Here is a 24,471-nt window from a genome sequence, read left to right as displayed (position 1 = left end):
CGGCCCGAAGGCCGGGGCATGTTCAGGTGCTGACCTGCGGTTATAAGGCGGCCACTGCAGTGTCGCTCGACGGCTATATCGCCGGCCCGGACGACCAGCCTGGCCAGGAGCTCGGACGCGCCGGTGGACGTCTTTTCAACTGGCTCGACGACCGGGAGTCCAACGGTCCCAGTGGACAGGTCTATCGCGAGGCGCCGGCGACCGGCGCGGTGATCTCCGGCCGTCGCACTTTCGAACTCGCCGGGCGCTGGCAGGGCGACCACCACGACGGCGTGCCGATCTTCGTCCTCACCCACCAGGTGTATGACGAGGACGTGCCACCCGGTCACGCGCGATTCGTCACCGATGTCGAGTTGCGCCCGTCAAGCTCGCGCAGCGGCAGGCGACCGGCCGGTCATGGTGCACGGGCCGGGGCGGCCCAAGCGCTTCTCCGAACCGGGCAGGTCGACGAGATGGAGATCCACCTGATTCCGGTCCTCCTCGGGGACGGCCGACGGCTGTTCGACCACCTCGGTGGTGATCACATCGAACTCGACCTCGTCCGACGACTCGAGGACCGAGACGTCACGCACCTCCGCTACCGCGTGTGCCGACCCGAGGAGGCAGCATGAAGACGCTCTTCGTCTCCTACCGCGTGACCGAGCTGAACCGCTCGCTCGGCTTCTACACCGCCCTGGGCCACGTCGAACTGGGCAGGGTCGAGGTCGGCGACGGGGCTCGCCTCGTGGTCCTCAGGTTCCCCGGCGAACCGTCGGCCTCGCTCGAACTGGTCCACCGCCCCGGCAACGGACCGGTCGATGTGGGCAGCGGTTTCGACCACCTCGCGATCCAGGTGGAAGCGCTCGCGACCACCCTGAAGACCCTGACCGAAGCCGGCCTGGGACCCGAACCCCTTCAGTACCCGGGCGGCTCTCACGGCCCGAAGACGTCGTGGCTCACGGACCCGGACGGATACCGGATCGAGTTGGTGCAGTGGCCATCTGGACATCCCGACGGCATCACAGCAGCAGACTTCACCTGAGGCGGTCATGGCCGGTGGGCCGGCACCGCTTCTGGCGATCAGCTGCCATGCTGGCACTGCCTGATCATCGCTCTGCTCGAGCCCCTGATTATGGACACCGAAAACACAGCTACCAGCTTTGGCGTTGCGGCGGGTACGGCACCCGTCCTGCTCCTGCGCAGACGCTTCCCCTTGATCACGTTCTTCGCCACCATGCCGTGCCATGCCTACACATGGGTGGTGTGGGCGCCAGGCGTGGCGCTCTGCAACCTCGCAACTACCTGCACACGTCGGTGGATCCTGATTCTCGCCAGCGTCCTGTTCGCGACGGTCTGCAAATTCCCTGGTCGCCCGACGCAGCGGACTGGTCCACGGTGGACAGCATCCCGATGATCCTGCTGAACTTCGGCAGAAGCATCGGGCCCCCTCTGGCCTTGGGCGTGCTGGTGCGCACCCGCCAGCAGCTCATCACCAACCTGGAAGAGCTGCGGCATAGCCGGGCCAGCGAGTCTGACCTGCTCGCCGACACCAGCCCGGTCCCGGACGAACAACGGCGCTACCTCATCGCCCATCGAATGAGACCGGTAGCCGCTCTGCCCGCCGGCCGCACCGCCCACTGCTCCACCCGCTCGCAGCGGGTGAACCGCAATTCCGAAGATGCCCACGGAGGCAGCAGGGCCACGGCGTTGGACGCGAGCACACCGTAGAAGGGCAGCGCCACGACGGGTATGGGCGGCCGTAGCAGGAGGTAGCGGGTGGTTTCCAACGCCGCCGGGGTGCAGGCCAGTTCGCTGCGGTAGTCCCCGATGCGAGCCTTAAGGGCGGACAAGGATCGCGGAGGCTCGAGCACGCCGAGAGCCTGGGCGATACGGGCCGTCTGCGCCACATACGTGTCGCACTCCGCAATGCTCAGGGGGCGCGCCCCGTACTTCTGATGCGCCCGCAAGAAACTGTCGGCCTCGGCCACATGCACCCATTCCAGCAAGTGGGGATCCGATGCGCGGTAGGCGATTCCTTCGTCCGTGAATCCACGGATCCGCTCGTGGACACCTCGCACGCGTGCGCAGGCCGCTTCGGCGCTCGACGCGGTGCCGTAGGTCGTGGTGGCGAGGAACGTGCTGGTCCGCTGGAGGCGTCCCCAGGGGTCGCCCCTGAAGCCGGAGTGCCCGGCGACCGCGGCCATGGCGACCGGGTGGAGCGACTGCATGAGCAGCGCGGAGAGCCCGCCGATGAACATCGAGCTGTCGCCGTGGACGCGGCGGATCGGGCTGTCGGGCGGGAACCACCGCGGCCCGGGAGACAGATGGATCTTTTCGCGGTTTCGCGGGCCGTCCGGGCCCGCGACCCGTGCGAACAGCAGGGAGCCGGCACGCTCGCGCAGCGGATCGAGGAGCGACATGACGGCCTACGGTGCTCCCTGCTGTTTCACCATCACACAGGTACTTCGCCGTGCGTCCGGACTTCGGATGCACGGACACCGCATTCTTTGTCCGGGATCGTCAGCCGATGCGGCCGGGCCTGCCGCGCCCGGAGAAGCGGCCACCACCCTCGACGTACGCCTTCGTGCCCTGCTGCGAGCACAGGACGATGGCGACCACCGAAAGGATCAACCCACTGATGAAGCCAGCGAGTTGGGCCTGTGCCGTGTCGGTGCTGAAGTCGGCCTGCGCGATCATCGAGCCGATCGCCACTCCGGACAGGGCGGCGATGATGCCGAGCTGCATGGTCAGTCGCTCGGCCCCGTCCGCGTCGGCCGCGAGGAGCCGGTACGCGTTGCGCGCTATGGAGAGCCCGAAGAGCAGGAGCACCAGGCAGATGAGCGGGCCGAAGCCGGACTCGAACGTCTTGATGCCGGTGTACACGGCGTAACAGGCCATGACCCCGCCGATCAGCATCGAATAGACCCCGGCGGCCGTCGCGACGGCCGGCCGCCGTCGGGCGGCCGGGGTGGGCGCGGGGGTGGGGGTGGACGCGGGGCGGCCGTCGTAGGGGTTACGCGGTGGGTTGGTCACGACGTGTCCTCACTCTCGTGGCGCCGGTTCGCCGCGCGGGACGTTACACGTCGGCCAACACGCCTGCCAGACAATGCAGTTGGCGGCGCGGCGCAGTCCGCCCTGCCCGCTGAGGCGGCACTGACCTGCCCGGTCCGACCCGGCGTGACCTGGTCTTCGATGTGCGTGGAGGTGCTTGTGGCGGGACAGTGGACCCATGAAGGATTCACATGTCCCTCCTACGGAGATGCCGCCGGTCGAGGGTTCGACGGCGGAGGCTCATCAGGAGCTGCCCGACGGCGGAGTGTGGCAGCACCCGGCGTGGTGGCTTTCGCTCATCGTGATCGGCGCCGCTCTGATAGCGGCGTTCTTCATCGTGCGCCTCGTAGGACTCTGAGCGTCTCTTCGCCTCTCCTCACACGTGCTTGCTCGGCAAGTGCATCCACAAGGCGGGTCCGTACGGAAAGGGTCGTACGGACAATGCCGTGGCCCCATGCCGACCGCACCCCAGGAGAGGAACCGCGATGCGCCGCACCCGGGCGGAGGCTCCACCACCCGTCGTCGGCGGCGAGGGCGCGCGAACCCTCGGACCCGAGCATGCGAACGTCCAGCTGCTGTCACGGGAGCCACTCGCCCCTGATCCACACTCCTCGGACCCACACGTCCAGGACCCACTCGGCCGGCATCCCGCGGGCCGCGGCCGCTCCAGCGCCTCGCACACGGCAGCCGCGGTCGACTCCGACGTCGGCGCCGCGGTGGGGCGCCGACGTCGGTGATGTCCTCCAGGAGCGGCTCGACGCGGCGGTCGTCGTCGACCCGGCCTTCGCCCAGGGCGTGGCCGAACATGTCGTCGCCTTCACGCTGGACGGCGGAAAACGCATGCGCTCGCGGTTCCTGTGGTGGGGCCTGCGGGCGTGCGGTAGCCCGGTGGACGACGCTTCCGTGCGGGCGGCCCTGCGCTTGGCCGCGGGCATCGAACTGATCCAGACGTGCGCGCTGGTCCACGACGACGTGCTGGACGGTTCGGCCGTCCGCCGTGGCCGGGCCGCCGTCCATGTGGACCTCGCGGCCACGCCCGGCGCCCACGCCTCTGGGTCAGGCGCTTCGTTCGGTACGGGCGCCGCGATCCTGGTCGGCGATCTGGCCCTGGCCTGGGCCGACGACGTGGCGGCTGCCACGGAGTTCCCGACGCACAGGGCGCGCGAGGTGCGAGCGCTCTGGCAGGCGATGCGGTCGGAGATGGTGGCCGGTCAGTACCTCGACCTGTACGGGCAGGCGACGGGTTCCCGCTCGACTTCCCTGGCCATCAAGACGGCCTCGCTCAAGAGCGGTCTCTACTCCGTGGAACGGCCGTTGGCCTTCGGCGCGGCTCTCGCCGGAGCCGACCGGCGCACGACCCGGGCACTGTGCTCGGCCGGCCGCTGCGCGGGCATCGCCTTCCAGCTCAGGGACGACCTGCTCGGAGCGTTCGGCGACCCCCGGCACACCGGCAAACCCTCGGGCGACGACATCAGGGAAGGCAAGGTCACCTATCTCCTCGCGGTGGCGCGGACCCGCGCGCAGGCGACCGGCAGCCGCGCCGTGCTGCGGCTCCTGGACACCCGGGTGGGCGGCGGCGCCGCACTGACGGAGGGCGACCTGGAGCGCGTACGGGACGCGTTGGTGACCAGCGGCGCGCGCAACACCGTCGAGACCAAGATCCGCCGGCTCCTCGCCCAGAGCGTGCGGCACCTCGACCGCGCCGCTCCCGCACGCCCTGCGGCCGCCCCGTTGAGGGACCTGTTCTGCACCGTCGCGGGCCTCCCTGCGGCCGCCGCGCCCGATGCCGCGGTCGGCCCGCCTCACGCGCTCGGCGGCTCGGCGCCGGGCGCCGCGTGACCGTCGTGGAACGTGCCGCGGTGCCCGGAGGCCGCGCCGGTCTCCTCGAACAGGGCGGGTACCGGATCGACACTGGGCCGACGGTCCTGACCATGCCCGACATCGCGGACGAGGCGTTCGCGGCCGTGGGCGAACGGCTCGCCGACCGCGTGGACCTGATCCCGCTGCATCCGGCTTACCGGACGCGTTTCGCCGACGGCGGCGTCCTCGACGTCCACACCGGCGCACAGGCCATGGAAGCCGAGATCGCCCGCTTCGCGGGAGCCAGGGACGCCTTGGGCTACCGTCGGCTGCGCAGCTGGCTGCAACGTCTCTACCGGGTGCAGATGCGCCGGTTCATCGACACGAACTTCGACTCCCCGCCCGTGGGTGGTGGAGGAGGCGATCCTGATGGGCTCGTTGTTCAAGGAGTTGGAGGCCCGGGAGGCGACTGCCCGGGTGCGGGTGGACGAGCTTGAGGAGCAACTGGCCGAGGTGACGGGCCGGCTGGAAGAGGCTCGGGAGAATCTGGACCGGTTGCGCATCGCTCGGGAGACGGTGTCCGAGGTGATGGCCGAGATGTCGGCGGATGCGCCTGCCCCGGTGGATGCGGAGCCGGAAGTCGTCGGGCCGGACGAGACCGAGGGGGCATCTGCGTACGCCGGAACCGAGCGGCAGATGGTGAGGGTGCTGGCGGTACCCCACTGGCGGCCGGGAATGGACACGAGTGCACTCCCGAAGATCTACCGGGACATCGTGGAGGTGGTCCGGACCTGTTCACTCCGGCCCATCGCGAGGCGGCAATGGGGCCCAACTCCTCATGAGAGAAGGGCTCTTCTCCCTAGAGTCGAAGGTGCCAACCAAATCGACGCTCGCCGAGAAGAGCCCCGGAATGGAACCGTATGACACAAGCGTGAGTGCTGACCTGTTTGCCCGCTCGGTCAGTGCCTTCGAATCGCTGTTACGCACCCTGCAAGGCAAGCCGGCCCAGTCGTTCACCCACGCTGAGCTGGAAGAACACCTGGAACAAGCCGGACGTCAACTGATGCGGCAGCTACTGCAAGATCACCTGGACCTGCGTGCCCGCAGGGAAGAAGAGGCAGCCCGGCGGGAAGTGCCGCCACGAGTGATCGGCTCGGACGGGCGGCCGCGACCGTGGCGGGAGACGGGCCACGCACGCTGGCTGGCCTGCATGTTCGGCCTGGTGCGAGTGGAACGCATGGCCTATCGGGGCCCGTTGATGGCCAATGTCCATCCGGCCGATGCGACGCTCTCGCTTCCCGCGGGCCAGCACTCGATGGGCTTGCGGCGACTCGCGGTGACCGAGGCGGTGCGAGGCTCATTCGACCAGGCCCAGACGGCGATCGAGCGACGCTGCGGACGAGTACTGGGCAAACGCCGCCTTGAACAGCTCGTGGCCGCCGCCTCCAATGACATCGACTCCTTCTACCAACAGCACATTCCCGTCCCCTGCAGCCGGGACGTCCTGCTGGTCATCGAGGTCGACGGCAAGGGCGTGGTCATACGACCGGAAGCGTTACGGCCCGCCACCCAGAAGGCCCGCATCGCCGCCGAGGCCGGACATCGCAGCCGACTCACGCCGGGCGAGAAGCCCAACCGCAAGCGGATGGCCTCCGTGGCCTGCGTCTTCGACGCCGTCCCCACTCCCCGGCGCCCACACGACGTGATCCATCGCATCCGCCCGGCGGCCGCAGCAACCGCCGTCGGATCCGCCGCGGCCCGGCCGCGACACGCAAGTGGTGCACCGCCTCCCTCCTCCACCCGGCCGAGAAGGTCATCGCCGACGTCTTCGCCCAGGCCGAAGCCCGCGACGCCGGCCACCACCGTTGCTGGATCGTCCTGGTCGACGCCGCCCGCCACCAACTCGACCTGATCCAGCGCGAAGTCACCCGACGCGGCTGCACGATCAACGTGCTCCTCGACTTCGTGCACGTCACCGAGTACGTCTGGACGGCAGCCCACGCCTTCCACAAACCCGGCACCCCGAAGCGGATGCCTGGGTCGCCGGCCATCTGAACACGATCCTCGCGGGCCAAGCCGACCGCGCCGCCCAGGAGATGACCACCCAAGCCGACCAGGCCGGCCTCCGGGCCAGCCGGCGAGAGGCCGTCGATACCTGCCGTCGCTATCTGACCGGCCGCCTCGACCAGCTCCGCTACGACATCGCTCTGGCCGCGGGCTGGCCCATCGCCACCGGCGCGATCGAGGGCGCCTGCCGACACCTGATCGGCGATCGCCTGGACATCACCGGAGCCCGCTGGGGCCTCGACGGAGCCGAAGCCGTCCTCCGACTCCGCACATTGATCGATAACGGCGACTTCGATTCCTACTGGCGCCACCACACCGCGCGCGAGCACCAACGTCTCTATCCGGGGCCTGCCCAGCAGAAGTACAGTCTCACGGCTTGATCACAAGCTCCCTCACGCCACGGACTCGAACAACTACCGGTGCAGATACGGGTCATGTGAATGAGCGACCGGATCCGGATGAGCCCTGCACCATTCCACAAGACGATCTGTCAGACGATCGAAGGGCCCGTCATCAGCAGGAACCTCCAGATTGCTGATCACGGCCAAGTCGCCAGCGATCTCTCGGGACGCCGATGCATCGAAGACCAGCGGTTCGTCCAAAGTCCGCCGAAGGAACAGGACCAGCCGCTCGAAGCCGTCGTCCCAGTTGACGTTGCCATTACGGCCAGCCTCGTCGCGCAACTTCTCCACGGCCCGGATCAGTTCACCCTGCACGGTGACCGCCTGCCCCCGTTCAGGGACATACGTCCGCCAGATCCGGCCTGCCTCTTCAGCGTATTTCACGAGGGCGCACTCTATCGCCGTCGCCCTCCCTCAGAACGAGCCGCACCCAACGGCTTTGGCTATGACGTCCTGCACTTCTACGCCAGCGGTAACACCACGACGGCTCTGTTCTCCATATAGCCGACCAGGTGGCATGTAGCTCTGAGAAGCCGCGTCGAGGCGAGTGCGACGGCTGGTCGGTGTAGGGGACCGTTCTTCGGTTCTTTGTCCGCGGGGCCTCTCCGAGCGACTGACCTGCCGGTGGTCAAGAGTTCTGACTGCGATCTTGCTTCGTCGTTGTGTTCCTGTTCGGTGCCCGGGTCAACATGCCGTCCATGGTCAGTGCCACGAGCCGGTCCGCCTGCTCAAGGGGCAAGTGCTCGCGGGTCCAGGCGGCGGCGTTCATCAGGGCGAAGATGTCGGCGCCGGTCACGTCCCGGCGGAGTGCGCCGACCGCTCGGGCGTTGGCGATCAGCTGGTCGCTGATGTCTGTCATACGCACGCAAGAGGCATGGAGTTCGGACTCCTGGTCACCCAGGCCGTCAGCCAGCACAGCGGCCAGCCCCTGGTAGGCGGCGGCGTGCTCGACTACCGCGTACACCCACCGGATGAGCGCTTGCGCGGGCGGGGAGCTGGTGAGCAGTTCCTGCCCGTGCTGGAAAAGGGCCTGATTGCGTTCGCGTAGCAGTGAGCCGACGAGGGCGCGACGGTTGGGGAAATGGCCGTACAGCGTGCCGATCGCGACGCCAGCCCGTCGGGCGACGCTGTCCAAGGGCGCGTCCGTGCCCTCTTGACGGAAGACCGCGTCGGCCTCGGCCAGGAGGCGATCGCGGTTGCGCCGAGCGTCGGCACGCAGCCGGCGGCGCGGGGGCTCGGTCATCTTCTTCGCTCCTTGCTAATTCGAGGAAGCCTCAGGTTAACTCTTTCCGAGGGTCCCTCAGGTTAGCCGTTTTGGGGGCCGCCGTACCCGTTGAGGGGAATTACATGATCTTGATAACGGGAGCCACCGGCTCCATCGGCAGGTCCTTGGCGGGCCAGCTGCGTCAGGCCGGCGCGGCGTTTCGGGCACTGGTCCGCGACGAGGCCAAGGGGCGGGCAATGGGCTGCGATTTCGTCGTCGGCGACTTCGACGACCCGAACTCGATCATCGCAGCGCTTGACGGCGCGGACCGGCTGTTCCTCAACAGCGCGGGCGCGCAGCCGGTGGATGGGGAGCAGCCGATGATCCGTCAGCAGAAGACCGTGATCGACGCAGCGCGCGAGACCGGCATCACGCATGTGGTGAAGGTGTCGGTCTGGCAGGCTCGCCAGGGGGCGAAGCTCTCCCAGGGCGCGCACGGGGAAATCGAGGAGTATCTGCAGGCGTCTGGTCTCGCCTGGTCGCTGCTGCAGCCCGCTGGCTTCATGCAGAACTTCCTCACGCCGGAAGCGTTCACCTCTGACGGAAACCTGATCAGCAGTTACGGCAGCACTCCCGTCGCCCACATCGACTGCCATGACATCGCGGCCTGCGCGGCCGTCCTGCTGGCAGGGTCGCTGGCCCAGGAGAAGGCTTTCGTCCTCACCGGCCCTGAGGCGCTCACTGACGCCGAGGTCGCCGACAAGGTTTCGTCCGCGCTGGGCCGGCCTGTGGGACGTGCGGAACTGCCCCCCGACTCTCTGGCCGCCGCCATGAGGTCCCAGGGCCTACCGCCCCGGTTTGCCGACGATGTCGCTTTCCTGGTTAAGGAGGTCGCCGCCGGATCCCAGGCCACGACCACGACCACAGTCCGCGATATAACCGGCCGGCCAGCGCGCACATTCGACGACTTCCTGGCAGCCAACCTGCAATCCTTGCGGGCCGTCGCCGCTCCACCGACACCCTGAGTACCCCAGATCGGAGATTCCGGAGCCCCTACCGTGATCATCGCGACCTGCGGCGGACCAATCCGGCCACCGGGGCGAGGTGTACGCATTTACTGCGGCAGCGCCGGAAGGGCGGGACGGCGTGACGATCGAACCAGTGACCGAGCTTGAGAGCGGGGGCGCACTTCGGTTGCCGCGTGCTCGGGTCGCACCTCTGTCCGCCCCTCCCGCGTCGTACACCGCGGCGGTCGAGCGGTACCTCACCGGCGCGGGCATCGCGAAGTCGTTCGCGCGGATCTGCCGGATCTCGCTGACGACGTGGGGATGGATGCTCGCCGGCGAACCGGCGCCGACCGGATCCGCCCGCCGGGGCGCGAAGCCGCCCGCCTTCCCCGTCGCCGCGATCGACGACCCGACGCTGCCGGAGGTGCTGGCCGAACTGGCGGCGGCGAGGGCTGACGAGATGGACGCCGACACCGTCAACCGGGAGCTGTCCATCGCGCGCAAGGCGATCGGCTGGTGGCAGCGCCAAGGCTGGATCGAAGGCGATCCCACGATCGGCATCGAGCGGCGGCCGGCACCGCCGGACCGCACCAAGGCCCTGGCGGAGAACCAGATCGCCGCTCTGTGGCGGCTGGACGTGGCGCTGCGGGAGAAGACGCGGTGGAAGATGCTCTACGAGCCCGCCGCACGGGCCGACGAGGTGCTGTGCCTGAACGTGGAAGACCTGTACCCGCAGGACAAACGCGGGAAGATCACCGCCAAGGGCGGGGCGACCGAGTGGATTCACTGGCAGTCCGGCACCGCCCAACTCCTGCCCCGCCTGATCGCCCGCCGCACTCGCGGCCCACTGTTTCTCACCGACCGCAAGGCCCCGGCCGGAACGCCGACGCTCGACGTGTGCCCGGAGACCGGACGAGCCCGGCTCTCCTACCGCCGCGCTGAGGAGATCTTCGAGGAGAACACCCGGCTGCTGGCCAACCCGCTCGCCTCACCCGAGGACATCGAGGACCTGGACGGCTGGACCCTGCACCGGCTCCGGCACAGTGCCCTGACGCACGACGCGGAAGACGGCACCTCCACTCCGATGCTGCTGGCCCGCTCCCGCCTCCGTGTGGCGGGAGCTGTACGAACCGTGCACAAAAGCGTGATCCCGCCGTGCCCTCGACCGTCGACACTCGTACGTCATGGACGAGATCGCGCTACCGCATAAGGGCCGCGGCGACGGAACCGTACCGGTGCTGCACGTGCCGGGCGGGACGGCGACCGTATTGGAGATCAAGAGCAACTTCTACGGGGCGCTCTACGTCTACGGCCTGGTCGACACCCCGGACACCCTGGCGCGCGGCGACATGCTGTGCACCGTCAACTCCTTCAGCCGGGAACGCGCACGCGCCGTCATCCCACGGCAGTACACACACATCGCCGTCGACCCCGGCAGCCGCAAGAGCAAACCGCGCTGGAAAGCCGGCTTCCGCTCCTCCGACACCTGCCGCGGGCTGAAGGAGACAGCGGCCGGGAAGCACCCAGACGTGCTCCTGTACGAGGGCGGCGGCGCGACGGCCGTCTTCGAGGTGCACGGGAAGGGGTACGCGCGGCTGTACCACCGCGCACTTCCCAGCCGCCGATCGCCCGCCAGAGGCACGGAGGGGAAGCGGGCGGAGCTGCAGTCCGTCGGGACCGGGCCCTTCCGCGGGAAGGTCGTCATTCCAGGACCGGGACTGATCGAGGTGGACTGCCTGGTGCCCTGGTCGCTCACCCTCCGTCCGGCATAGACGAGATGAGCCTCTGCCAGGCATTCAAAGGGGCCCTCGTCGGCCCGCGACGTTCGCGCGGCATCACGGGGCGCGGTCTGCTCGAGGTCAGCGCTGGCGAAGAAAGTGGTCTACGAAAAGGGTCTGAGCGGCGCGTGGCCTACACAGCAGCAGCGTACAAAGGTGCCTGACGGGAAGCCGCCGGAGCAGCGGGCGGGTATGTGTAGCTGTCAGGGTCGGCCGGGGTGCCGTCGTAGCACTCCAGGCAGGATCCGAGGGTCTTGAGCGGGAGGCAGCGGTGATACCGCCTGGAGCACGAGGGGCAGGTCTGCCGTTGGGCCATCGCCCAGTCAAGCGCGACCTCCTTGGCGAAGGTCATCGGCCGTATCGGCAGCGTCTTGTCGATCTCGTACAGCCATGCCTTGCGCTTGCCGCCCCGGCACTCGATCGCGGCGACCGGTTCCTGGCCGCCGGGCCGTAGGCGCCGCTCCCGCAACTGCCGCATGGTGTCCAGGCCTTTGGGGGCCTGCCTCCAGCGGTAGACGGGGAAGTCGTCGCTGTCGTAGACGTCGATGTCCCGGACGGCCGGCAGGGACTCGGGGTCAGCGGCGTCGGGTAGTAGGTGGGCTGGGGCTGCTCGCCGTAAGCTTGTCCTACCGTTTTAGCTCGGGCCCACGCCGGTCATTCGTAGGATCGGTGGACCCCAGGAGAGCCGTCGGCTGGCGGCCGCCGCACATGGTGCCGGCCTCGAGGCACTTCTGGAGCAGTTCCTGCCGGACATGCTGCACCGCTTCAAGGTACGCACCGGCTGACGGGGGCCATTTGGCGTCTACTCCGCGAGCTGCTTCTTCAGCTCGCCGGCGCGCGGCCCGGAGTCGGTAGCGGGAATCTTCCAGCGGTGGGCGCTCTCCTCGCCGTCCACGTAGATCAGGGTGCCGCCTTTCGCCCGGGCGGGCGTGAGGTCGAACGCCTGGAGACGCCACTGGTAGGTGCCCGGCTGCACCGCATCCGCGTTGTTGTACTTGTCGACGGTGATGCTCGTCGAGTTGCCGCTGTCGAAGCCGACCGCCTCCCCGTCCGGGGCGATCCACGACCAGCCCCCGCCGCTGATCGGCGCCACCTCGTCCGCCGGTACCCCGGTCATGGCCTTGTCCTTCATCGTGACCACTGCGAAGACGCCGTTCGCCGCAGTCTCCGTGCCGCTCTTCTTCAGCCGCTCGCGGGACGTCGTCGTGGTGGTGTCGCGGGTGAGTCTGCGGTGGTGCATGAGCCAGCCGATGCTGCGCTCGATGGTCCAGCGGCGCGCAATGATGGTGAACCCGCGGACGCCCGGCGGGCGTTGGACGGGGTGGACGTCGATGCCGAGGCGGGCGCCGTGGTTGATGGCGGTGGTGCGGTAGCCGGCGTCCACCCGTGCCTTGGTCACCCGCGGGTGGGCGGCGGCGATGCGGGACAGCAGGGTGGCGCCGGCCGCGGTGTCGGACACGCTGGCCGCGGTGACCAGCACGGTCAGCAGCAGACCCAACGTGTCGCAGCCGAGATGGCGCTTGCGGCCGGTGATGCGTTTGCCCGCGTCGTGCCCTGGTCGGCGAGGTGCACGTTGGCGGAGGTCTTGATGGTCTGGGAGTCCAGCATGCGGGCGGAGGGCTCGGGCCCGCGGCCCGCGGCCCTCGGCCTCCCGGACCAGGAGCGGCAGCAGGCCGGTGAGCTGTTCGAACACGCCGTCCTGTTGCCACGTGGTGAAGTAGCCGTACGTCGTGGCCCAGGGGGCGAAATCGTGCGGCAGATATCGCCAGGGGATCCCGGTGCGGTCCACGTACAGGATGGCATTCATGATCTGTCGCAGGTCGTGCTCGGGCGGCCGGCCGATGTCCAGGGCATCGCGGCGGCGCCGGGCCCGCCGGGCGGCGAGTACGGGTGCGGTCAGCTCCCAGCGTTCATCGCGTTCATCGGACAGGTCGCTGGGATACCCGGTGTGCGGGGTCATGTTTTGGATGTACCGCGCGGCGAGCGGCCTGGCCAGCAGGCACAGGGTGGTGGGCCGGGCCGAGTTGGGAGGAGACAGGAGGTGCCGGGACGAAACAGTCCCCTGCCGACGCATCACCGCCTGCTCGCTCACTGCCCCCTCCCGCCCCAATGCGGCTAGGCCGCCAGAACACCATGCATGGCCATGAAACAGCGCCAAGCACCCAGTTAGACTCATTGTTTAAATCTGGACTCCTCCTCTAGCATGCGGATGGCAGCGTGCCTGCCGGGTCGCAGGACCCCACGACCGCACGTCGAGCGAGGAGAAGCCGGAACCGTCCATGAATGCCGAACAGCACTCAGCCGCCACTGCCCCCGACCTGTACGACCGGTCCGGACAGCGCTACCCCCTGGACGAGCCCCGCTGGCGGGGCAAGGACGGCAGCCCTCTCGCCGTCAGTGCACTGCCGGGCCTGCGGCCCGAGCAGATCGACACCGCCGAACGGTCCCTGTGGCGCTACCACGCGGCCCTGCCCGTCGACGCCGCCCGCCGGGTGAGCCTGGGAGAAGGGTGTACGCCGATGGTCCCGGTCGACTGGGCCGGCCGACGCGTGCACTTCAAGCTGGAGTGGTTCAACCCGACCTCCAGCTTCAAGGACCGGGGCGTATCGGTGATGATGTCCCACCTCGTGGCGCACGGCGCCGATCGCGTCCTCGAGGACAGTTCGGGCAACGGCGGTTCTGCGGTGGCCGCCTACGCCGCCGCTGCCGGCATCCGAGCCAAGGTGATCGTTCCCGCCCTCACCTCGGAGGCCAAGATCCTCCAAACCCGCGCCTACGGAGCGGAGGTCGAGCTGGTGGGCGGTACCCGCGACGAGGTCGCGGACGAGGCGATCCGCCAGTCGGAGCAGATCCCCTACGCCAGCCACAACTGGCACCCCATGTTCCTCCAGGGCACCAAGACCATCGCCTACGAGATGTGGGAGTCCCTCGGCTTCACCGCACCCGACAACGTCGTCCTGGTGGCCGGCGCGGGCAGCAACATCCTCGGGTGCGACCTCGCCTTCGGCGAGCTGCTCGAGGCGGGCCAGATCGACCGGCGCCCGCGCCTGTTCGTCGGGCAGCCCGAGCACTGGGCGACCATTGCCGACACGTTCAACGGCATCGCCCCCTCCAGCCGCGGCGAGCGGGTACCGACGATCGCCGAGGGCGCGTCGATCGCCCGCCCGGTCCGACTGCCGGAGGCCGTGGCGGCCATCCGCCGCTCCGATGGCGCCGCCTACGCCGTCCCGGAGGCGGGGATTCACACCGCGGTCCGTGCGCTGAGCGCGCGAGGCCTGTACGCCGAGCCGACCAGCAGCGTTGCCGCGGCAGCCCTCGACCACTTCCTCGCGACGGGCGACATCGCGCCGGGCGAGACGACCGTGGTCGTCCTCACCGGTGCGGGGCTGAAGTCCGCCGAGCAGCTGGCCTCGGTCTTCGCCGGGCCCAGCGACTGAGCCGATACCAGCAAAGGAAAGCGCGATGGCACACCCCTCCCCAGACGATCTCACCGACGCACACCCCGTGCGGAAGGATGCATTTCTCGTAGCGGAGGACGAGCACCTGGTACAGGAAGCTGAGCGCATCGCCGTCGCCATCGGCCGCATGTTCCCGGGCCTGTGCGAAGTCGTCCTGCACGATCTGCGCCGACCCGACAGCGCCATCCGCGCCATCGAGAACAACCTCTCCGGGCGGCAGGTCGGCGACTCCGCCACTGAGTTGGGGCTGCGCCGCATCGCTGATCCCGACTACCCCAGCGTCATCCAGAACTACAGCAACCAGTTCCCCGACGGACGCCCGGCGAAGAGCACCTCGATCGGCATCAAGAACGCTGACGGGCGTTACGTCGCGGCACTCTGCCTGAACCTGGACGTCAGCACGCTGTCCCCGCTGGCACTGACCCTGGCCAACCTCGTCGCCACGGACAACGAAAATACGGGTGAGGCGTTGGAGACGCTGCGCGACCGCACGGGACGCGAACTGCGGTCGGCCATCGACTCCTTCGCGGCCCAGCGCTCCAGCACCCCCCGCAGCCTTAACCGCGACCAGAAGCGCGAACTGGTCCGGCATCTGCATCACGAGGGATTCTTTGAGGCCCGCAGTTCCGCACAGCACATCGCCGACCGGCTCGGCGTCTCCCGGGCAACTGTCTACAACTACACGAAATAGCCACCCCACCTAACCGGCCACGGCCTGAAGCACAGCCCCCACCGCCAATACCGGGCCCCCACCCAAAACGGGACTGACACGAAAATAGAGTCAGTCCCCGGCGGCGGGGCCCGACGGGCTGCCGGACTTGGGCCTCGACCCCGAATCCTGAACACGGGTTATGCGGCTGGTGTCAGCGTAGTTGGTGTGAGGTGGAAGGCGTTCTCGAAGGCGATCGGTGATCGTTGTCCGAGGCGGGAGTGTCGGCGCCGGGTGTTGTAGCGGTGGAGCCATCTGAACGCGTCGAGTCGGGCCTCTCGCCCGCCTGGCCAGCTCTTGCGTCCCTGCAGGGTCTCGCGTTTGAAGGTTGCGTTGAAAGACTCGGCGAGTGCGTTGTCCGCGCTGGACCCGACCGCGCTCATGCTTCGCCGGACCCCTGCTGACCTGCAGGCTTCAACGAAGGCACTGCTCGAGTTGCTCGTGTACTGGGCTCCGTGGTCGGTGTGCATGATCGATCCGGCGAGGCTGCCGCGGGTGCGGACGGCCGCGGCCAGGGCGTCGACCACGAGGTCCGCGCGCATGTGGTCGGCGATCGCCCAGCCGGCCAGACGGCGCGAGGCGAGGTCGATGACGGTCGCCAGGTAGGAGAACTTCCCGCCCTCGATGGGCAGGTAGGTGATGTCGCCGACGTACTTCGTGTTCGGCTTGGCTGCGGTGAAGTCGCGGACGATCAGATCTGGGGCCCTGGCTGCAGCCGGATCGGGGATGGTGGTGCGGTGCCGGCGGCGCAACCGGACCCCTTCGATCCCGGACTCCCGCATGATCCTGGCGACCCGCTTGTGATTGACCGCCTCACCGATCGTCTCCCGGAGCTCGGCGGTGATCCTCGGCGCTCCGTAGGTGCCGTCCGATTCCTGGTGCACCGCCCGTATCCGGACGGCCAGCTGTGCCTCGGCCGCCTGCCGGGCGGCCCGGTCGGCGGCTGTCCGGCGCCAGTAGGAGAAGCTCGAGCGGCTGACGCCAAGGACGCTGCAGAGCCGCTTCACGCCGTAGCGGCACTGCAGGTCAGCGACGCACTGGAAGCGGTTCACCAGCGCGTCTCCCCGGCGAAGTACTTTGCCGCCTTCCGCAGGATCTCGCGTTCCTCCTCCAGCTCGCGGACCTTGTTCCGCGAAGCCGCGCTCTCCGCCTCCAGCGGGGCCGGCGGCTGGGCCGCCTCCGGCGACCGGCGTCCCCGCGGACGGCTTGCTCCGGCAGCCCTCACGCAGTTCCGCAACGTCTCCGGGTTGATCCCCAGATCGGCAGCGACCGACCTGATCGTCGCCTCCGGCCGCGACTCGTAGAGCGCGACCGCGTCCGCCTTGAACTCCGGCGGGTAATGCTTCATGACCCGAGATGTCCGTTCTCAGGTCCTCAGGAACCAGCGTCTCGTGTGTCCGACATCAGGGGTCAAGGCCCCCGCCCTCCGCCCCCGTCGGCCGTGCCTGATCCTGCTCCTCGGACAGTTCATCTGACGGCACGGATTCCGCAATCCGGATCTGCCGGCGGGCAGTAAATCCCAGGCCCACGAGGGCGTCAATGTCGGCCAGGGCGTGGTGACTTGATGCCTCGCTGCGCGCACGCCTGCGTCGACACCTCGCACTCCCCCAGCCGCGCCCAAATTAGCCAACTTGCGCTGAGCGGACGCCTCTCGTCCATGCTTCGCCTTGCCGGCCCGTGTTCCGGTGCGGGCATCCGGTCACCAGGTGAGGGCTCTTTGCGCTGCGGAAACTCGGACAGCACACTGCTGGGCGACTCAGTGCGCGGCCGGCTGCCGCGAGTCTCCACGTCGCGCTCACATCTTCTTCACTGACCTAAGCATGGCTTTTTCGCCAACGTGGCCACGGCGTGGCGTACTTGACAAAGTGTCATGATCGTTTGGTGTTACGATCTCGGGCACATGCCACGTGGACTTTTTCCTCGGCTTGGCTACAGCCAGGGGGCTCTCCGGGTGGTGAAGGCTGCCCACGCCGAGGGTCCGCATGGACAGATTCCGAGAGCTGGACTCCAGCCGCTCAAAGAGAGTCACATGACAATTTTGCAGGATCCGACGGTCTGGGCGCTTGCTGCCGGCGTCCCTGTCGCCACCATGGTGGTCGTTCGCCAGCGAAAAACGACTGAGTCGTTGCGCCGTCAGAAGCGGGGACTCGAAAGCGATCTGACCGAACTTCAGGGCAGCCACGCTGACCTCCAGTCCACCATCGCAGAGCTCCGCAGGGGCTACGACGAGGTGGTCCGACAGGCAAAGGAAGAGGCGGAGAACGCCACCAATACCGTACTGAAGTCTGCGATGCAGACCCTTCAGGGCCTCGCGGCGGAACAGCAGCGGGCCATCTCCGGGCTGCAGAAGAAGTACGGCGATTCGGCCGTGCTGCGGGATCTTCTGGACGTCGACCACATGAACTCGCAGTTCAACCGGCGTGCACAGTCCATTGCCGTGCTCTGCGGCGGGTGGCTCGGCCGGCAGCGGGATGCGGCATCCATCTACGACGTGATCCGCGCAGCTCAGGGCCGTATCCGGCACTACCAGCGCATCGACATCGCCTCGCGGGTGGACATCGCGGTGACCAGCCGCGCCGTCGAGCCGGTCGCGCTGACGGTGGCCGAACTGCTCGACAACGCCACCAGCTATTCGGCGCCGTCCTCCATGGTCGACGTCGAAGTGCGGACGGTGCCCAAGGGCATGTGCATCGTGATCGACGATGCAGGCGTCGGGATGAGCGAGGAAGAGAAGACGGCCGCCACAGCTCTGCTGTCCAGTGGGTCCGCGGTGAGCGTCTCCGAACTCGGCAATCCTCCCGCGTTCGGTTTCGCGGTGATCGGTGCGCTGTGCGCGCGCTTCGGGTTCACGGTCACCATCGACAGCACTTCTCCCTACGGCGGCGTCCGAGCGGTGGTGATGGTGCCGAAGGAGTTGTTGACCGACATGCCGGAACCCGCGAGGCCCGCCGCAACGCAAGGGGCCAACGCGGGCACAGGGGACAGCGGTTCGGCTCCCGCGACGACGGCGGGCGACCTGCCCCGGCGACAGAACAAGCGCCGCGCCATGGCACTCGTGCCGGACAACCAGCCCGATGAAGCGACTGCGCCGCCGGCCCGGTCGGCGGAGGCACGGGTGGCGGCCATGGGCGCATTTCAGCGCGGCACTCTCAGCGGCCGAAGTGCGGGGGTACCGGCCGCCGAACGCGACACTCCTGCCGATACACACGAAGGATTCGATGCCCCGTGAGCGACGACCTGTCCTGGATGCTCGAGGACGCGCTGGCGATTCCCCATGCCCTGCACGCGGTCCTGATCTCTGCTGACGGCCTGCAGATGTCCCGCACCGCGGAGATCGGCCGGGACGACGCCGACAAGGTGGCCGCCGCCGTGAGCGGACTGCAGTCGCTCAGCCGGTCCGTCGGATTCTTTTGTGGTGACGACGGCACGACCTGGCGCCAGACGCTCATCGAGTTCGACGGTGGCTGGGTGTTCCTGAATGCCGCAGGAGGTGGCTCCTACCTCGCCGTGGCAGCGTCCGCCGAGGTCGACATGGGAGACATCACGTATCGGATGCAGCAGCTGGTCAGCCGACTGGGCAAGGCCATGTCGACCGCCCGCCGCACCGACACGGTCACCTCATGACGGATCCGGACCGCACCGAGCCCGAGCTCGTGTCCGAGGCCGGCGAATTAGTCCGGCCCTATGTCATCACCCGTGGACGTGACCTGCTCGACGAGGGCGCGTTCGCCCTCATCACCCTCGTCACGACATCCACCGATGAGCAGCAGCGCCCCCAGCGGCTCTCGCCCGAGGAGCAGCAGATCCTGGAGATGTGCTCCAGCGGCTACCTCTCGGTCGCTGAGATCGCCGCCCATTCTCAGCTGCCTCTGGGTGTCGTCAAGGTGCTGCTCAGTTCCCTCGCCGAGGGGGGCTATCTGGTCACCCGTGCGCCGGTTCCCTCGGCTCGTCTCGCCAACAAGGCCTTGCTTCAGGAGGTGCTCGATGGTCTCAAGGCTCTCTCTGTCTGAGGACGCCTACGTGCGCAGCGGTGCACAGCAGACTGCGGTGAAAATCCTGGTCGTCGGGCACTTCGCCGTCGGCAAGACCACTCTGATCGGCTCGCTCTCCGAGATCGCGCCGCTGTCCACCGAGGAGCAGATGACGAGCCTCTCGGAGAGAGTCGACGACCTCAAGGGAGTGCAGGGGAAGACCACGACGACGGTCGCCCTGGACTTCGGTCGCCTGACCCTCAGCGAGCGCATCGTGCTGTATCTGTTCGGGTCACCGGGCCAGCAGCGGTTCGTCAATCTGTGGGACGACATGGCCCGCGGAGCGCTGGGCGCCCTGGTCCTGGTGGACCCCGAGCGACTGGCCGACAGTTTCGAGGTCATGGATCTGGTCGAGAGCTACGGCCTCGACTTCGCTGTGGCCCTCAACCAGTTCGACGGCAGCGCGGTACACACCCCCGAAGCAGTCCGGGAGGCGCTCGATCTGCTGCCCGACACCCCGGTCGTCACCATCGACGCGCGCGACAAAGCGTCGTCCGTCAACGCCCTGATCACCATGGTCCGCTATCTGCAAAAGCGCGCCGCCCTGGAGCACGCATGACAACCCCTCCCGTACCTCCGCCCGGCTGCCCCGCACACGGCAGCGGGCAGCGCATATCCCTTGACACCCCGGAGTTCGCCGCCAACCCGCACGCGTACTACCGTTACATGCACCAGCTCGGCCCCACGGCGCCGGTCACCATCGCGCCCGGCGTGGAGGCGACCCTGGTGACCGACTACAACGCGGCTCTTGAGCTGCTGCAGGATCCCACTACCTTCCGCAAGGACGCGCGCCGCTGGCGTGCGCTCAACGAGGGCCTCATCCGCCCCGACAGCCCGGTCCTGCCGTTGCTGGCCTACCGGCCGAACTGCATGTTCACCGACGGCGCCGAGCACGTGCGACTGCGGCAGGCCATCACCGAGAGCTTCGCCCGCGTCAGCAACAGCCGGCTGAGCCGCATCGTCAACCAGGCCGCCCAGTTCCTCATCAACCAGTTCAGCGCTCGCGGCAGTGCCGACCTGCTCAGGGACTACGCGCAACAGCTCCCCCTGTACGTCTTCAACGAACTCTTCGGCTGCCCGGCGGAGATCGGCGACCGGGTCCTGTTCGGCATCTCCGGCATGTTCGACGGCGTCAATGCCGAGCAGGCCAGCCAGGTCCTGCTCCAGGCGGTCGGCGAGCTGGTGGCACTCAAGCGCGTCCATCCCGGGGAGGACATCACGTCCTACCTGATGCAGCACCCGGCACAGCTGACCGACGAGGAACTGGCGCACACGCTGGTGCTGCTCCTCGGCGCGGGCGGCGAGCCGGAAGGCAACCTCATCGGCAACGCCTTCTACACGATGCTGACCGTTGAGGAGTACGCGCGCAACGGGCAGTTCGACAAGGCCCTCGATGACACCCTGTGGCGTAACGCGCCCATGTCCAACTACGCGCCGCACTACCCGGTCTCCGACACAGACGTGGCCGGCGACAAGGTCCGCGCCGGTGAGCTGGTCCTGGTGTCCTTCGGTGCCGCCAATACGGCGCTCGCGGACCAGGGGGCCGACACCCGCGGTCACCTGGCCTGGAGCGCAGGCCCGCACGCCTGCCCGTCCAAGGAACCGGCCAGGCTCATCGCCCTGACCGGCCTGGAGGCTCTGTTCAACGCGCTGCCGGACGTTGAACTCGCGGTCCCCGCGGACAGCCTCGCCTGGCGGCCCGGCCCCTTCAACCGAGCTCTGGCCAGCCTGCCCGTCCGCTTCGGTGCGGTCACCCCGCGCCCCGCGGCCGCGCCCGAGCCGACGGCCGCGTCCCCTCGCCACCAGGCGCACCCTCCCCTAGCGCCCACACCCACGCCCACGCCTGCGGAGCCGCAGGCCACCGGCAAGCCGGCGCGCTGGAGCAGCTTCGTGAGGTGGCTGACGGGCCAGTAGCCGGTGCACCCCCTGTGATGTAGGCGACACGGGCAGTTGTTGTAGCCTGCATGAAAGATCAACTGCTGGGGTAGGACAGCGCGGAGTGTCTGGAGTGACACGAGATGAAGGAGAGGCAGTGAACCTCGCAACCTCCGCGCCCCGTTCCGCAGGCAACCGGCCGGGCCAACGGCGCACCACATCCAGCAGCAGCAACTCGTGCGGGTGCGACGACCCCGAAAAGGCGCAGGGCCGAATAGCCGTGGCTTACGACGGATCGGCCCTCGTCTCCCGCCTCGTTGGCGCAGCACGTCCCCGTACCTCCGCGCCATACAGAAGCTTCTTGCGCCGTGCCGTGCGAGGAACGCGATGACGTCCCTGCCGGAGGCGGGCATACCGGCAGACGAACCCGGTAAGGCCACGCTCGGCGATCACGTGCTGGGTCAACTACAGCGCCTCGGCGCCGCGGTGGGCCTGAGCGAGGCGGACACCGCGCTGTACGGGCAGGTCCTGCTCGACTCCCTCGCGGACTCCGCCCGGCGACCGTTGTCTCTGCCCCCGGCGTCGCCCAGCTTCCTCTCCGACGACCACACCCCCGTCGAGTTCTCCCTGGCCTGCACGTCGGACGCCGCCCCGGCACTGCGGGTGCTCGTGGAGCCCGGATGGACCCACGAGGACATGGGCGACAGCGGCCGCGCCGGACTCGAGGCCATCCACGCGATGGCCGCCCGCTGGAACTTTTCCACCCATCAACTCGACGCCCTGCACGACTTGTTCCTCCCCGCCACGGCCGAGGGGCCGCTGTCCCTGTGGTACGCGCTCGATCTGCGCGCGGGAGGGGTCCCCGGCGTCAAGGTCTATCTGAACCCCTCCGCCGCCGGACCCGAGCACGCTGCACACACCGTGCAAGAGGCGTTACGCCGACTTGGCTACGACAAGGCCTTCGCGCAGCTTCCCCCCGCGGCGGGCTATCCGTTCCTCGCACTGGACCTGGGCTCCTGGGAGTCACCTCGCGTCAAGGTCTACGTGAAGCACCCGCGTATGTCGGCCGACGACGCCTGCGCGCTCGGCCATGCCTCCGGGGCCGCAGCGGCAGACATCCGCCGCTTCTTCCACGCGGCCGCCGGACCCCTCCCGCCATCCGGGCAGCACGGGGACAGTACGCCGCGCCTGCTGCGGCGGTCCGCGCTCACCTGCCATTCCTTCACCGAAAGCGACAGCGACCCCAGCGGCTTCACGCTCCACATCCCCGTCCGTGACTACGTGCGCGACGACGAGGAGGCCCTCGACCGGGCAACCACCCTGCTCACCCGGTTCGGCATGGACCCCACGGTCCTGCGCCGGAGCCTGCGCGCTCTCACACAGCGACAGCTCACCGACGGTGTGGGGCTGATCGCCTACCTCGCTCTCGTGTACGAGCGAAACCGGCAGCCCCGCATCACGGCCTATCTGTCCTCTGAGGCCTATCTGACCAGGGCGCCGACAGAGCAGTACGCGCAAGTCGGCCTGTTAGCTGCACAACGCACCCAGAGCGCTCTGAACTCCGGTCGCAAGGCCGCCGATCATGCCATCCCGCACACCGCACCAAAGGAAGTCACGTGGAGCCGTACCGCATCAAAGTTGTAGAGCCGATCGCGTTCACCACCCGGGCGGAGCGCGAGGCCGCGCTGAAGCGGGTCGCTTACAACCCCTTCGATCTGCGTGCCGACGAGGTCACCATCGACCTGCTGAGCGACTCGGGGACCGGTGCCATCTCCGCGGACCAGCTCGCCGCGGGCATGCACGGCGACGAGTCCTACGCCGGCAGCCGCAGCTACTACCGGTGGCACGAGGTCGTCTCCGAACTCACCGGATACCCCCACATCCTGCCGACACACCAGGGCCGCGCCGCCGAGCGCATCCTGTTCGCCGCCCTGCTCAAGCCCGGCACGAGCGTGCTGTCCAACACCCACTTCGACACCACCCGCGCCAACGTCGAACTGACCGGCTGCCAGGCCTACGACCTGCCCTGCGCCGAGGCGAAGGACCTCGACAGCGATTACCCGTTCAAGGGCAACATCGACCTGATCGCCCTTGAGCAGGCGTTGGAGAACGCGCATCAAGCGCCCGTGGCGGCCGTGCTGATGACCATCACCAACAATGGTGGCGGTGGCCAGCCGGTCAGCATGGAGAACCTGTACCGGACCGCCGAACTGTGCCGCCGCCACGACGTCCCCCTGATCCTGGATGCCGCACGTTTCGCGGAGAACGCCTGGCTGGTGACCCAGCGCGAGCCCGGCTACGCCAACCGCACCCCCCGCCAGGTCGCCGAAGAAGCCTTCCGCCTCGCGGACGGCTGCGTCATGAGCGCGAAGAAGGACGGCATCGTCCACATCGGCGGCTTCATCGGTCTCAAGGACCCTGAACTCGCCGAGAAGTGCGCGGGCCTGCTCATCGCCACCGAGGGCTTCACCACCTACGGCGGCCTGGCCGGCCGTGACCTCGACATGATGGCCCGCGGACTTGTGGAAGTCACCGAACCGGCCTACCTCGCCGAACGCGCCGACATTGCCGCCTACCTCGCCGAGCGCATCCGCGAGGCCGGAGTCGACATCGTGGAGCCGGCAGGCCTGCACGCCCTCTACGTCAACGCCGGGCGGCTGTTGCCCCACATCCCCCCGCACCAGTACCCGGGCACCGCACTGGTCTGTGAGCTCTACCTACGCGGAGGCATCCGCTCGGCGGAGCTGGGCAGCCTGTACCTCGGGGAAGAGGACGAACAAGGCAACTCCATCAAGACCGCACCTTATGAACTCGTGCGGCTGGCACTCCCCCGTCGGGTCTACACCCGCAGCCACTACGACCATGTCGCCGCCACCCTGGCCGACATAGCCAAAAACCCCGAATCGGTGCACGGCTACCGCATCGTGGGTCAGTCGCCGATCCTTCGCCATTTCAGCATCAAGCTGGAGCCCGTGCAGTCCGGCGGCTGATCTCTACTCGACACGTCGCTTCGCGCAAGAGTGGGGCCGGCAGCGCCGGCTCCCACTTCTTGAGCTCGACTCTGTCGGGGATCTTGGAGTTTCCCGGTGGCAGCATGGTCAACGGGCATGC

23 protein-coding genes and 3 pseudogenes are annotated in these 24,471 nt (G+C 68.5%); 19 read left to right on the top strand and 7 right to left on the bottom strand.

What is annotated here, in order from left to right; translation table 11 throughout:
* The first annotated feature begins 29 nt into the window (after positions 1-29).
* Positions 30-611: pseudogene (locus M4V62_RS43020) on the top strand (dihydrofolate reductase family protein).
* On the top strand, positions 608-1,021 hold the full coding sequence (locus M4V62_RS43015) for a VOC family protein (RefSeq protein WP_249592633.1): 414 nt from the start codon (positions 608-610) through the stop codon (positions 1,019-1,021). Before M4V62_RS43020 ends, M4V62_RS43015 begins: the two are co-directional and overlap by 4 nt.
* A gap of 535 nt (positions 1,022-1,556) precedes the next feature.
* Here the strand turns inward: M4V62_RS43015 and M4V62_RS43010 are convergent.
* Together M4V62_RS43010 and M4V62_RS43005 are read right to left on the bottom strand one after the other, a co-directional pair.
* Complete coding sequence (locus M4V62_RS43010) at positions 1,557-2,399, bottom strand: oxygenase MpaB family protein (RefSeq protein ID WP_249592632.1); 843 nt, start codon at positions 2,397-2,399, stop codon at positions 1,557-1,559.
* Positions 2,400-2,499: 100 nt separating this feature from the next.
* The gene (locus tag M4V62_RS43005) at positions 2,500-3,012 is read right to left on the bottom strand and encodes a hypothetical protein (RefSeq protein WP_249592631.1); all 513 of its coding nucleotides are present in this window, start codon (positions 3,010-3,012) and stop codon (positions 2,500-2,502) included.
* 196 nt (positions 3,013-3,208) lie between these two features.
* Between M4V62_RS43005 and M4V62_RS43000 the strand changes: the two genes are divergently transcribed.
* From M4V62_RS43000 to M4V62_RS42980, 5 genes and pseudogenes are all read left to right on the top strand, one after another.
* Positions 3,209-3,388 (top strand): DUF6480 family protein, encoded by a 180-nt coding sequence (locus M4V62_RS43000; protein WP_249592630.1) that lies wholly within the window; start codon positions 3,209-3,211, stop codon positions 3,386-3,388.
* A 200-nt stretch (positions 3,389-3,588) separates the two neighbouring features.
* Entirely contained in the window at positions 3,589-4,869 is a 1,281-nt protein-coding gene (locus M4V62_RS42995) for a polyprenyl synthetase family protein (protein WP_344646405.1), read from the top strand.
* Positions 4,776-5,231, top strand: a pseudogene (locus M4V62_RS42990) (FAD-dependent oxidoreductase); the annotation flags it as partial. The gene M4V62_RS42995 and the pseudogene M4V62_RS42990, both read left to right, overlap by 94 nt.
* A 28-nt stretch (positions 5,232-5,259) precedes the next feature.
* Complete coding sequence (locus M4V62_RS42985) at positions 5,260-5,754, top strand: hypothetical protein (RefSeq protein WP_249592629.1); 495 nt, start codon at positions 5,260-5,262, stop codon at positions 5,752-5,754.
* Positions 5,741-7,277 (top strand): annotated as a pseudogene (locus M4V62_RS42980) (ISKra4 family transposase). The gene M4V62_RS42985 and the pseudogene M4V62_RS42980 overlap by 14 nt, the downstream one beginning before the upstream one ends.
* A gap of 33 nt (positions 7,278-7,310) precedes the next feature.
* Here M4V62_RS42980 and M4V62_RS42975 read toward each other — a convergent pair.
* Both M4V62_RS42975 and M4V62_RS42970 read right to left on the bottom strand, forming a co-directional pair.
* Positions 7,311-7,682, bottom strand: a complete 372-nt coding sequence (locus M4V62_RS42975; protein ID WP_249592628.1) for a hypothetical protein — start codon at positions 7,680-7,682, stop codon at positions 7,311-7,313.
* 244 nt (positions 7,683-7,926) lie between these two features.
* The gene (locus M4V62_RS42970) at positions 7,927-8,541 is read right to left on the bottom strand and encodes a TetR/AcrR family transcriptional regulator (protein WP_249592627.1); all 615 of its coding nucleotides are present in this window, start codon (positions 8,539-8,541) and stop codon (positions 7,927-7,929) included.
* Between the two features lie 104 nt (positions 8,542-8,645).
* Here M4V62_RS42970 and M4V62_RS42965 point away from each other — a divergent pair, with 104 nt between their 5' ends.
* The 3 genes from M4V62_RS42965 (at position 8,646) to M4V62_RS42955 (ending at position 11,281) form a co-directional block, all read left to right on the top strand.
* Positions 8,646-9,527, top strand: a complete 882-nt coding sequence (locus tag M4V62_RS42965; RefSeq protein ID WP_249592626.1) for an NmrA family NAD(P)-binding protein — start codon at positions 8,646-8,648, stop codon at positions 9,525-9,527.
* A gap of 136 nt (positions 9,528-9,663) precedes the next feature.
* A complete protein-coding gene (locus tag M4V62_RS42960) occupies positions 9,664-10,719 on the top strand; it encodes a site-specific recombinase (RefSeq protein ID WP_249592625.1) in 1,056 nt (351 codons plus the stop codon).
* Positions 10,694-11,281, top strand: a complete 588-nt coding sequence (locus M4V62_RS42955; protein WP_249592624.1) for a hypothetical protein — start codon at positions 10,694-10,696, stop codon at positions 11,279-11,281. The genes M4V62_RS42960 and M4V62_RS42955 overlap by 26 nt, the downstream gene beginning before the upstream one ends.
* 139 nt (positions 11,282-11,420) lie before the next feature.
* On the opposite strand, the gene M4V62_RS42950 is transcribed toward M4V62_RS42955, so the two are convergent.
* Complete coding sequence (locus tag M4V62_RS42950; protein ID WP_283779183.1) at positions 11,421-11,834, bottom strand: RRQRL motif-containing zinc-binding protein; 414 nt, start codon at positions 11,832-11,834, stop codon at positions 11,421-11,423.
* Between the two features lie 255 nt (positions 11,835-12,089).
* Entirely contained in the window at positions 12,090-13,247 is a 1,158-nt protein-coding gene (locus M4V62_RS42945; protein ID WP_249592622.1) for an IS5 family transposase, read from the bottom strand.
* Positions 13,248-13,566: 319 nt separating this feature from the next.
* On the opposite strand from M4V62_RS42945, the gene M4V62_RS42940 reads away from it, so the two are divergent.
* Both M4V62_RS42940 and M4V62_RS42935 read left to right on the top strand, forming a co-directional pair.
* Positions 13,567-14,724, top strand: coding sequence for a threonine synthase (locus M4V62_RS42940; RefSeq protein ID WP_249592621.1), 1,158 nt, complete (start codon positions 13,567-13,569; stop codon positions 14,722-14,724).
* A gap of 25 nt (positions 14,725-14,749) precedes the next feature.
* The gene (locus tag M4V62_RS42935) at positions 14,750-15,436 is read left to right on the top strand and encodes a helix-turn-helix transcriptional regulator (protein ID WP_249592620.1); all 687 of its coding nucleotides are present in this window, start codon (positions 14,750-14,752) and stop codon (positions 15,434-15,436) included.
* A 158-nt stretch (positions 15,437-15,594) separates the two neighbouring features.
* Here M4V62_RS42935 and M4V62_RS42930 read toward each other — a convergent pair.
* A protein-coding gene (locus M4V62_RS42930) for an IS3 family transposase (protein ID WP_249592619.1) occupies positions 15,595-16,802 on the bottom strand; the annotation gives its coding sequence in 2 pieces (ribosomal slippage) (positions 15,595-16,517 and positions 16,517-16,802; 1,209 coding nt in all).
* A gap of 681 nt (positions 16,803-17,483) precedes the next feature.
* Between M4V62_RS42930 and M4V62_RS42925 the strand changes: the two genes are divergently transcribed.
* The 7 genes from M4V62_RS42925 (at position 17,484) to M4V62_RS42895 (ending at position 24,350) form a co-directional block, all read left to right on the top strand.
* Positions 17,484-18,683, top strand: a complete 1,200-nt coding sequence (locus M4V62_RS42925) for an ATP-binding protein (protein WP_249592618.1) — start codon at positions 17,484-17,486, stop codon at positions 18,681-18,683.
* Entirely contained in the window at positions 18,680-19,078 is a 399-nt protein-coding gene (locus tag M4V62_RS42920) for a roadblock/LC7 domain-containing protein (protein ID WP_190086119.1), read from the top strand. The genes M4V62_RS42925 and M4V62_RS42920 overlap by 4 nt, the downstream gene beginning before the upstream one ends.
* Positions 19,075-19,464 (top strand): DUF742 domain-containing protein, encoded by a 390-nt coding sequence (locus tag M4V62_RS42915; RefSeq protein ID WP_249592617.1) that lies wholly within the window; start codon positions 19,075-19,077, stop codon positions 19,462-19,464. Before M4V62_RS42920 ends, M4V62_RS42915 begins: the two co-directional genes overlap by 4 nt.
* Entirely contained in the window at positions 19,439-20,044 is a 606-nt protein-coding gene (locus M4V62_RS42910) for a GTP-binding protein (protein ID WP_160509866.1), read from the top strand. The genes M4V62_RS42915 and M4V62_RS42910 overlap by 26 nt, the downstream gene beginning before the upstream one ends.
* Complete coding sequence (locus tag M4V62_RS42905; RefSeq protein WP_249592616.1) at positions 20,041-21,399, top strand: cytochrome P450; 1,359 nt, start codon at positions 20,041-20,043, stop codon at positions 21,397-21,399. Before M4V62_RS42910 ends, M4V62_RS42905 begins: the two co-directional genes overlap by 4 nt.
* Positions 21,400-21,747: 348 nt before the next feature.
* Complete coding sequence (locus M4V62_RS42900; protein ID WP_249592615.1) at positions 21,748-23,004, top strand: tryptophan dimethylallyltransferase family protein; 1,257 nt, start codon at positions 21,748-21,750, stop codon at positions 23,002-23,004.
* A complete protein-coding gene (locus tag M4V62_RS42895; protein WP_249592614.1) occupies positions 22,977-24,350 on the top strand; it encodes a tryptophanase in 1,374 nt (457 codons plus the stop codon). Before M4V62_RS42900 ends, M4V62_RS42895 begins: the two co-directional genes overlap by 28 nt.
* Positions 24,351-24,471: the final 121 nt, after the last annotated feature.

Origin of the sequence: Streptomyces durmitorensis (assembly GCF_023498005.1) — a bacterium.
GTDB classification, from domain to species: Bacteria; Actinomycetota; Actinomycetes; order Streptomycetales; family Streptomycetaceae; genus Streptomyces; species Streptomyces durmitorensis.
The sequence above is the reverse complement of the archived record's forward strand: the minus strand, read 5'-3'. Positions and strand labels throughout refer to the sequence as shown.

Coding starts and splice junctions, on each gene's coding strand:
- M4V62_RS42905 (WP_249592616.1), top strand. CDS start 20,041: ATGACAACCCCTCCCGTACCTCCGCCCGGCTGCCCCGCACACGGCAGC.
- M4V62_RS42940 (WP_249592621.1), top strand. CDS start 13,567: ATGAATGCCGAACAGCACTCAGCCGCCACTGCCCCCGACCTGTACGAC.
- M4V62_RS42915 (WP_249592617.1), top strand. CDS start 19,075: ATGACGGATCCGGACCGCACCGAGCCCGAGCTCGTGTCCGAGGCCGGC.
- M4V62_RS42995 (WP_344646405.1), top strand. CDS start 3,589: ATGCGAACGTCCAGCTGCTGTCACGGGAGCCACTCGCCCCTGATCCAC.
- M4V62_RS42970 (WP_249592627.1), bottom strand. CDS start 8,541: ATGACCGAGCCCCCGCGCCGCCGGCTGCGTGCCGACGCTCGGCGCAAC.
- M4V62_RS42955 (WP_249592624.1), top strand. CDS start 10,694: ATGGACGAGATCGCGCTACCGCATAAGGGCCGCGGCGACGGAACCGTA.
- M4V62_RS43000 (WP_249592630.1), top strand. CDS start 3,209: ATGAAGGATTCACATGTCCCTCCTACGGAGATGCCGCCGGTCGAGGGT.
- M4V62_RS42910 (WP_160509866.1), top strand. CDS start 19,439: ATGGTCTCAAGGCTCTCTCTGTCTGAGGACGCCTACGTGCGCAGCGGT.
- M4V62_RS42965 (WP_249592626.1), top strand. CDS start 8,646: ATGATCTTGATAACGGGAGCCACCGGCTCCATCGGCAGGTCCTTGGCG.
- M4V62_RS42945 (WP_249592622.1), bottom strand. CDS start 13,247: ATGACCCCGCACACCGGGTATCCCAGCGACCTGTCCGATGAACGCGAT.
- M4V62_RS42935 (WP_249592620.1), top strand. CDS start 14,750: ATGGCACACCCCTCCCCAGACGATCTCACCGACGCACACCCCGTGCGG.
- M4V62_RS42925 (WP_249592618.1), top strand. CDS start 17,484: ATGACAATTTTGCAGGATCCGACGGTCTGGGCGCTTGCTGCCGGCGTC.
- M4V62_RS42900 (WP_249592615.1), top strand. CDS start 21,748: ATGACGTCCCTGCCGGAGGCGGGCATACCGGCAGACGAACCCGGTAAG.
- M4V62_RS42985 (WP_249592629.1), top strand. CDS start 5,260: ATGGGCTCGTTGTTCAAGGAGTTGGAGGCCCGGGAGGCGACTGCCCGG.
- M4V62_RS43010 (WP_249592632.1), bottom strand. CDS start 2,399: ATGTCGCTCCTCGATCCGCTGCGCGAGCGTGCCGGCTCCCTGCTGTTC.
- M4V62_RS43015 (WP_249592633.1), top strand. CDS start 608: ATGAAGACGCTCTTCGTCTCCTACCGCGTGACCGAGCTGAACCGCTCG.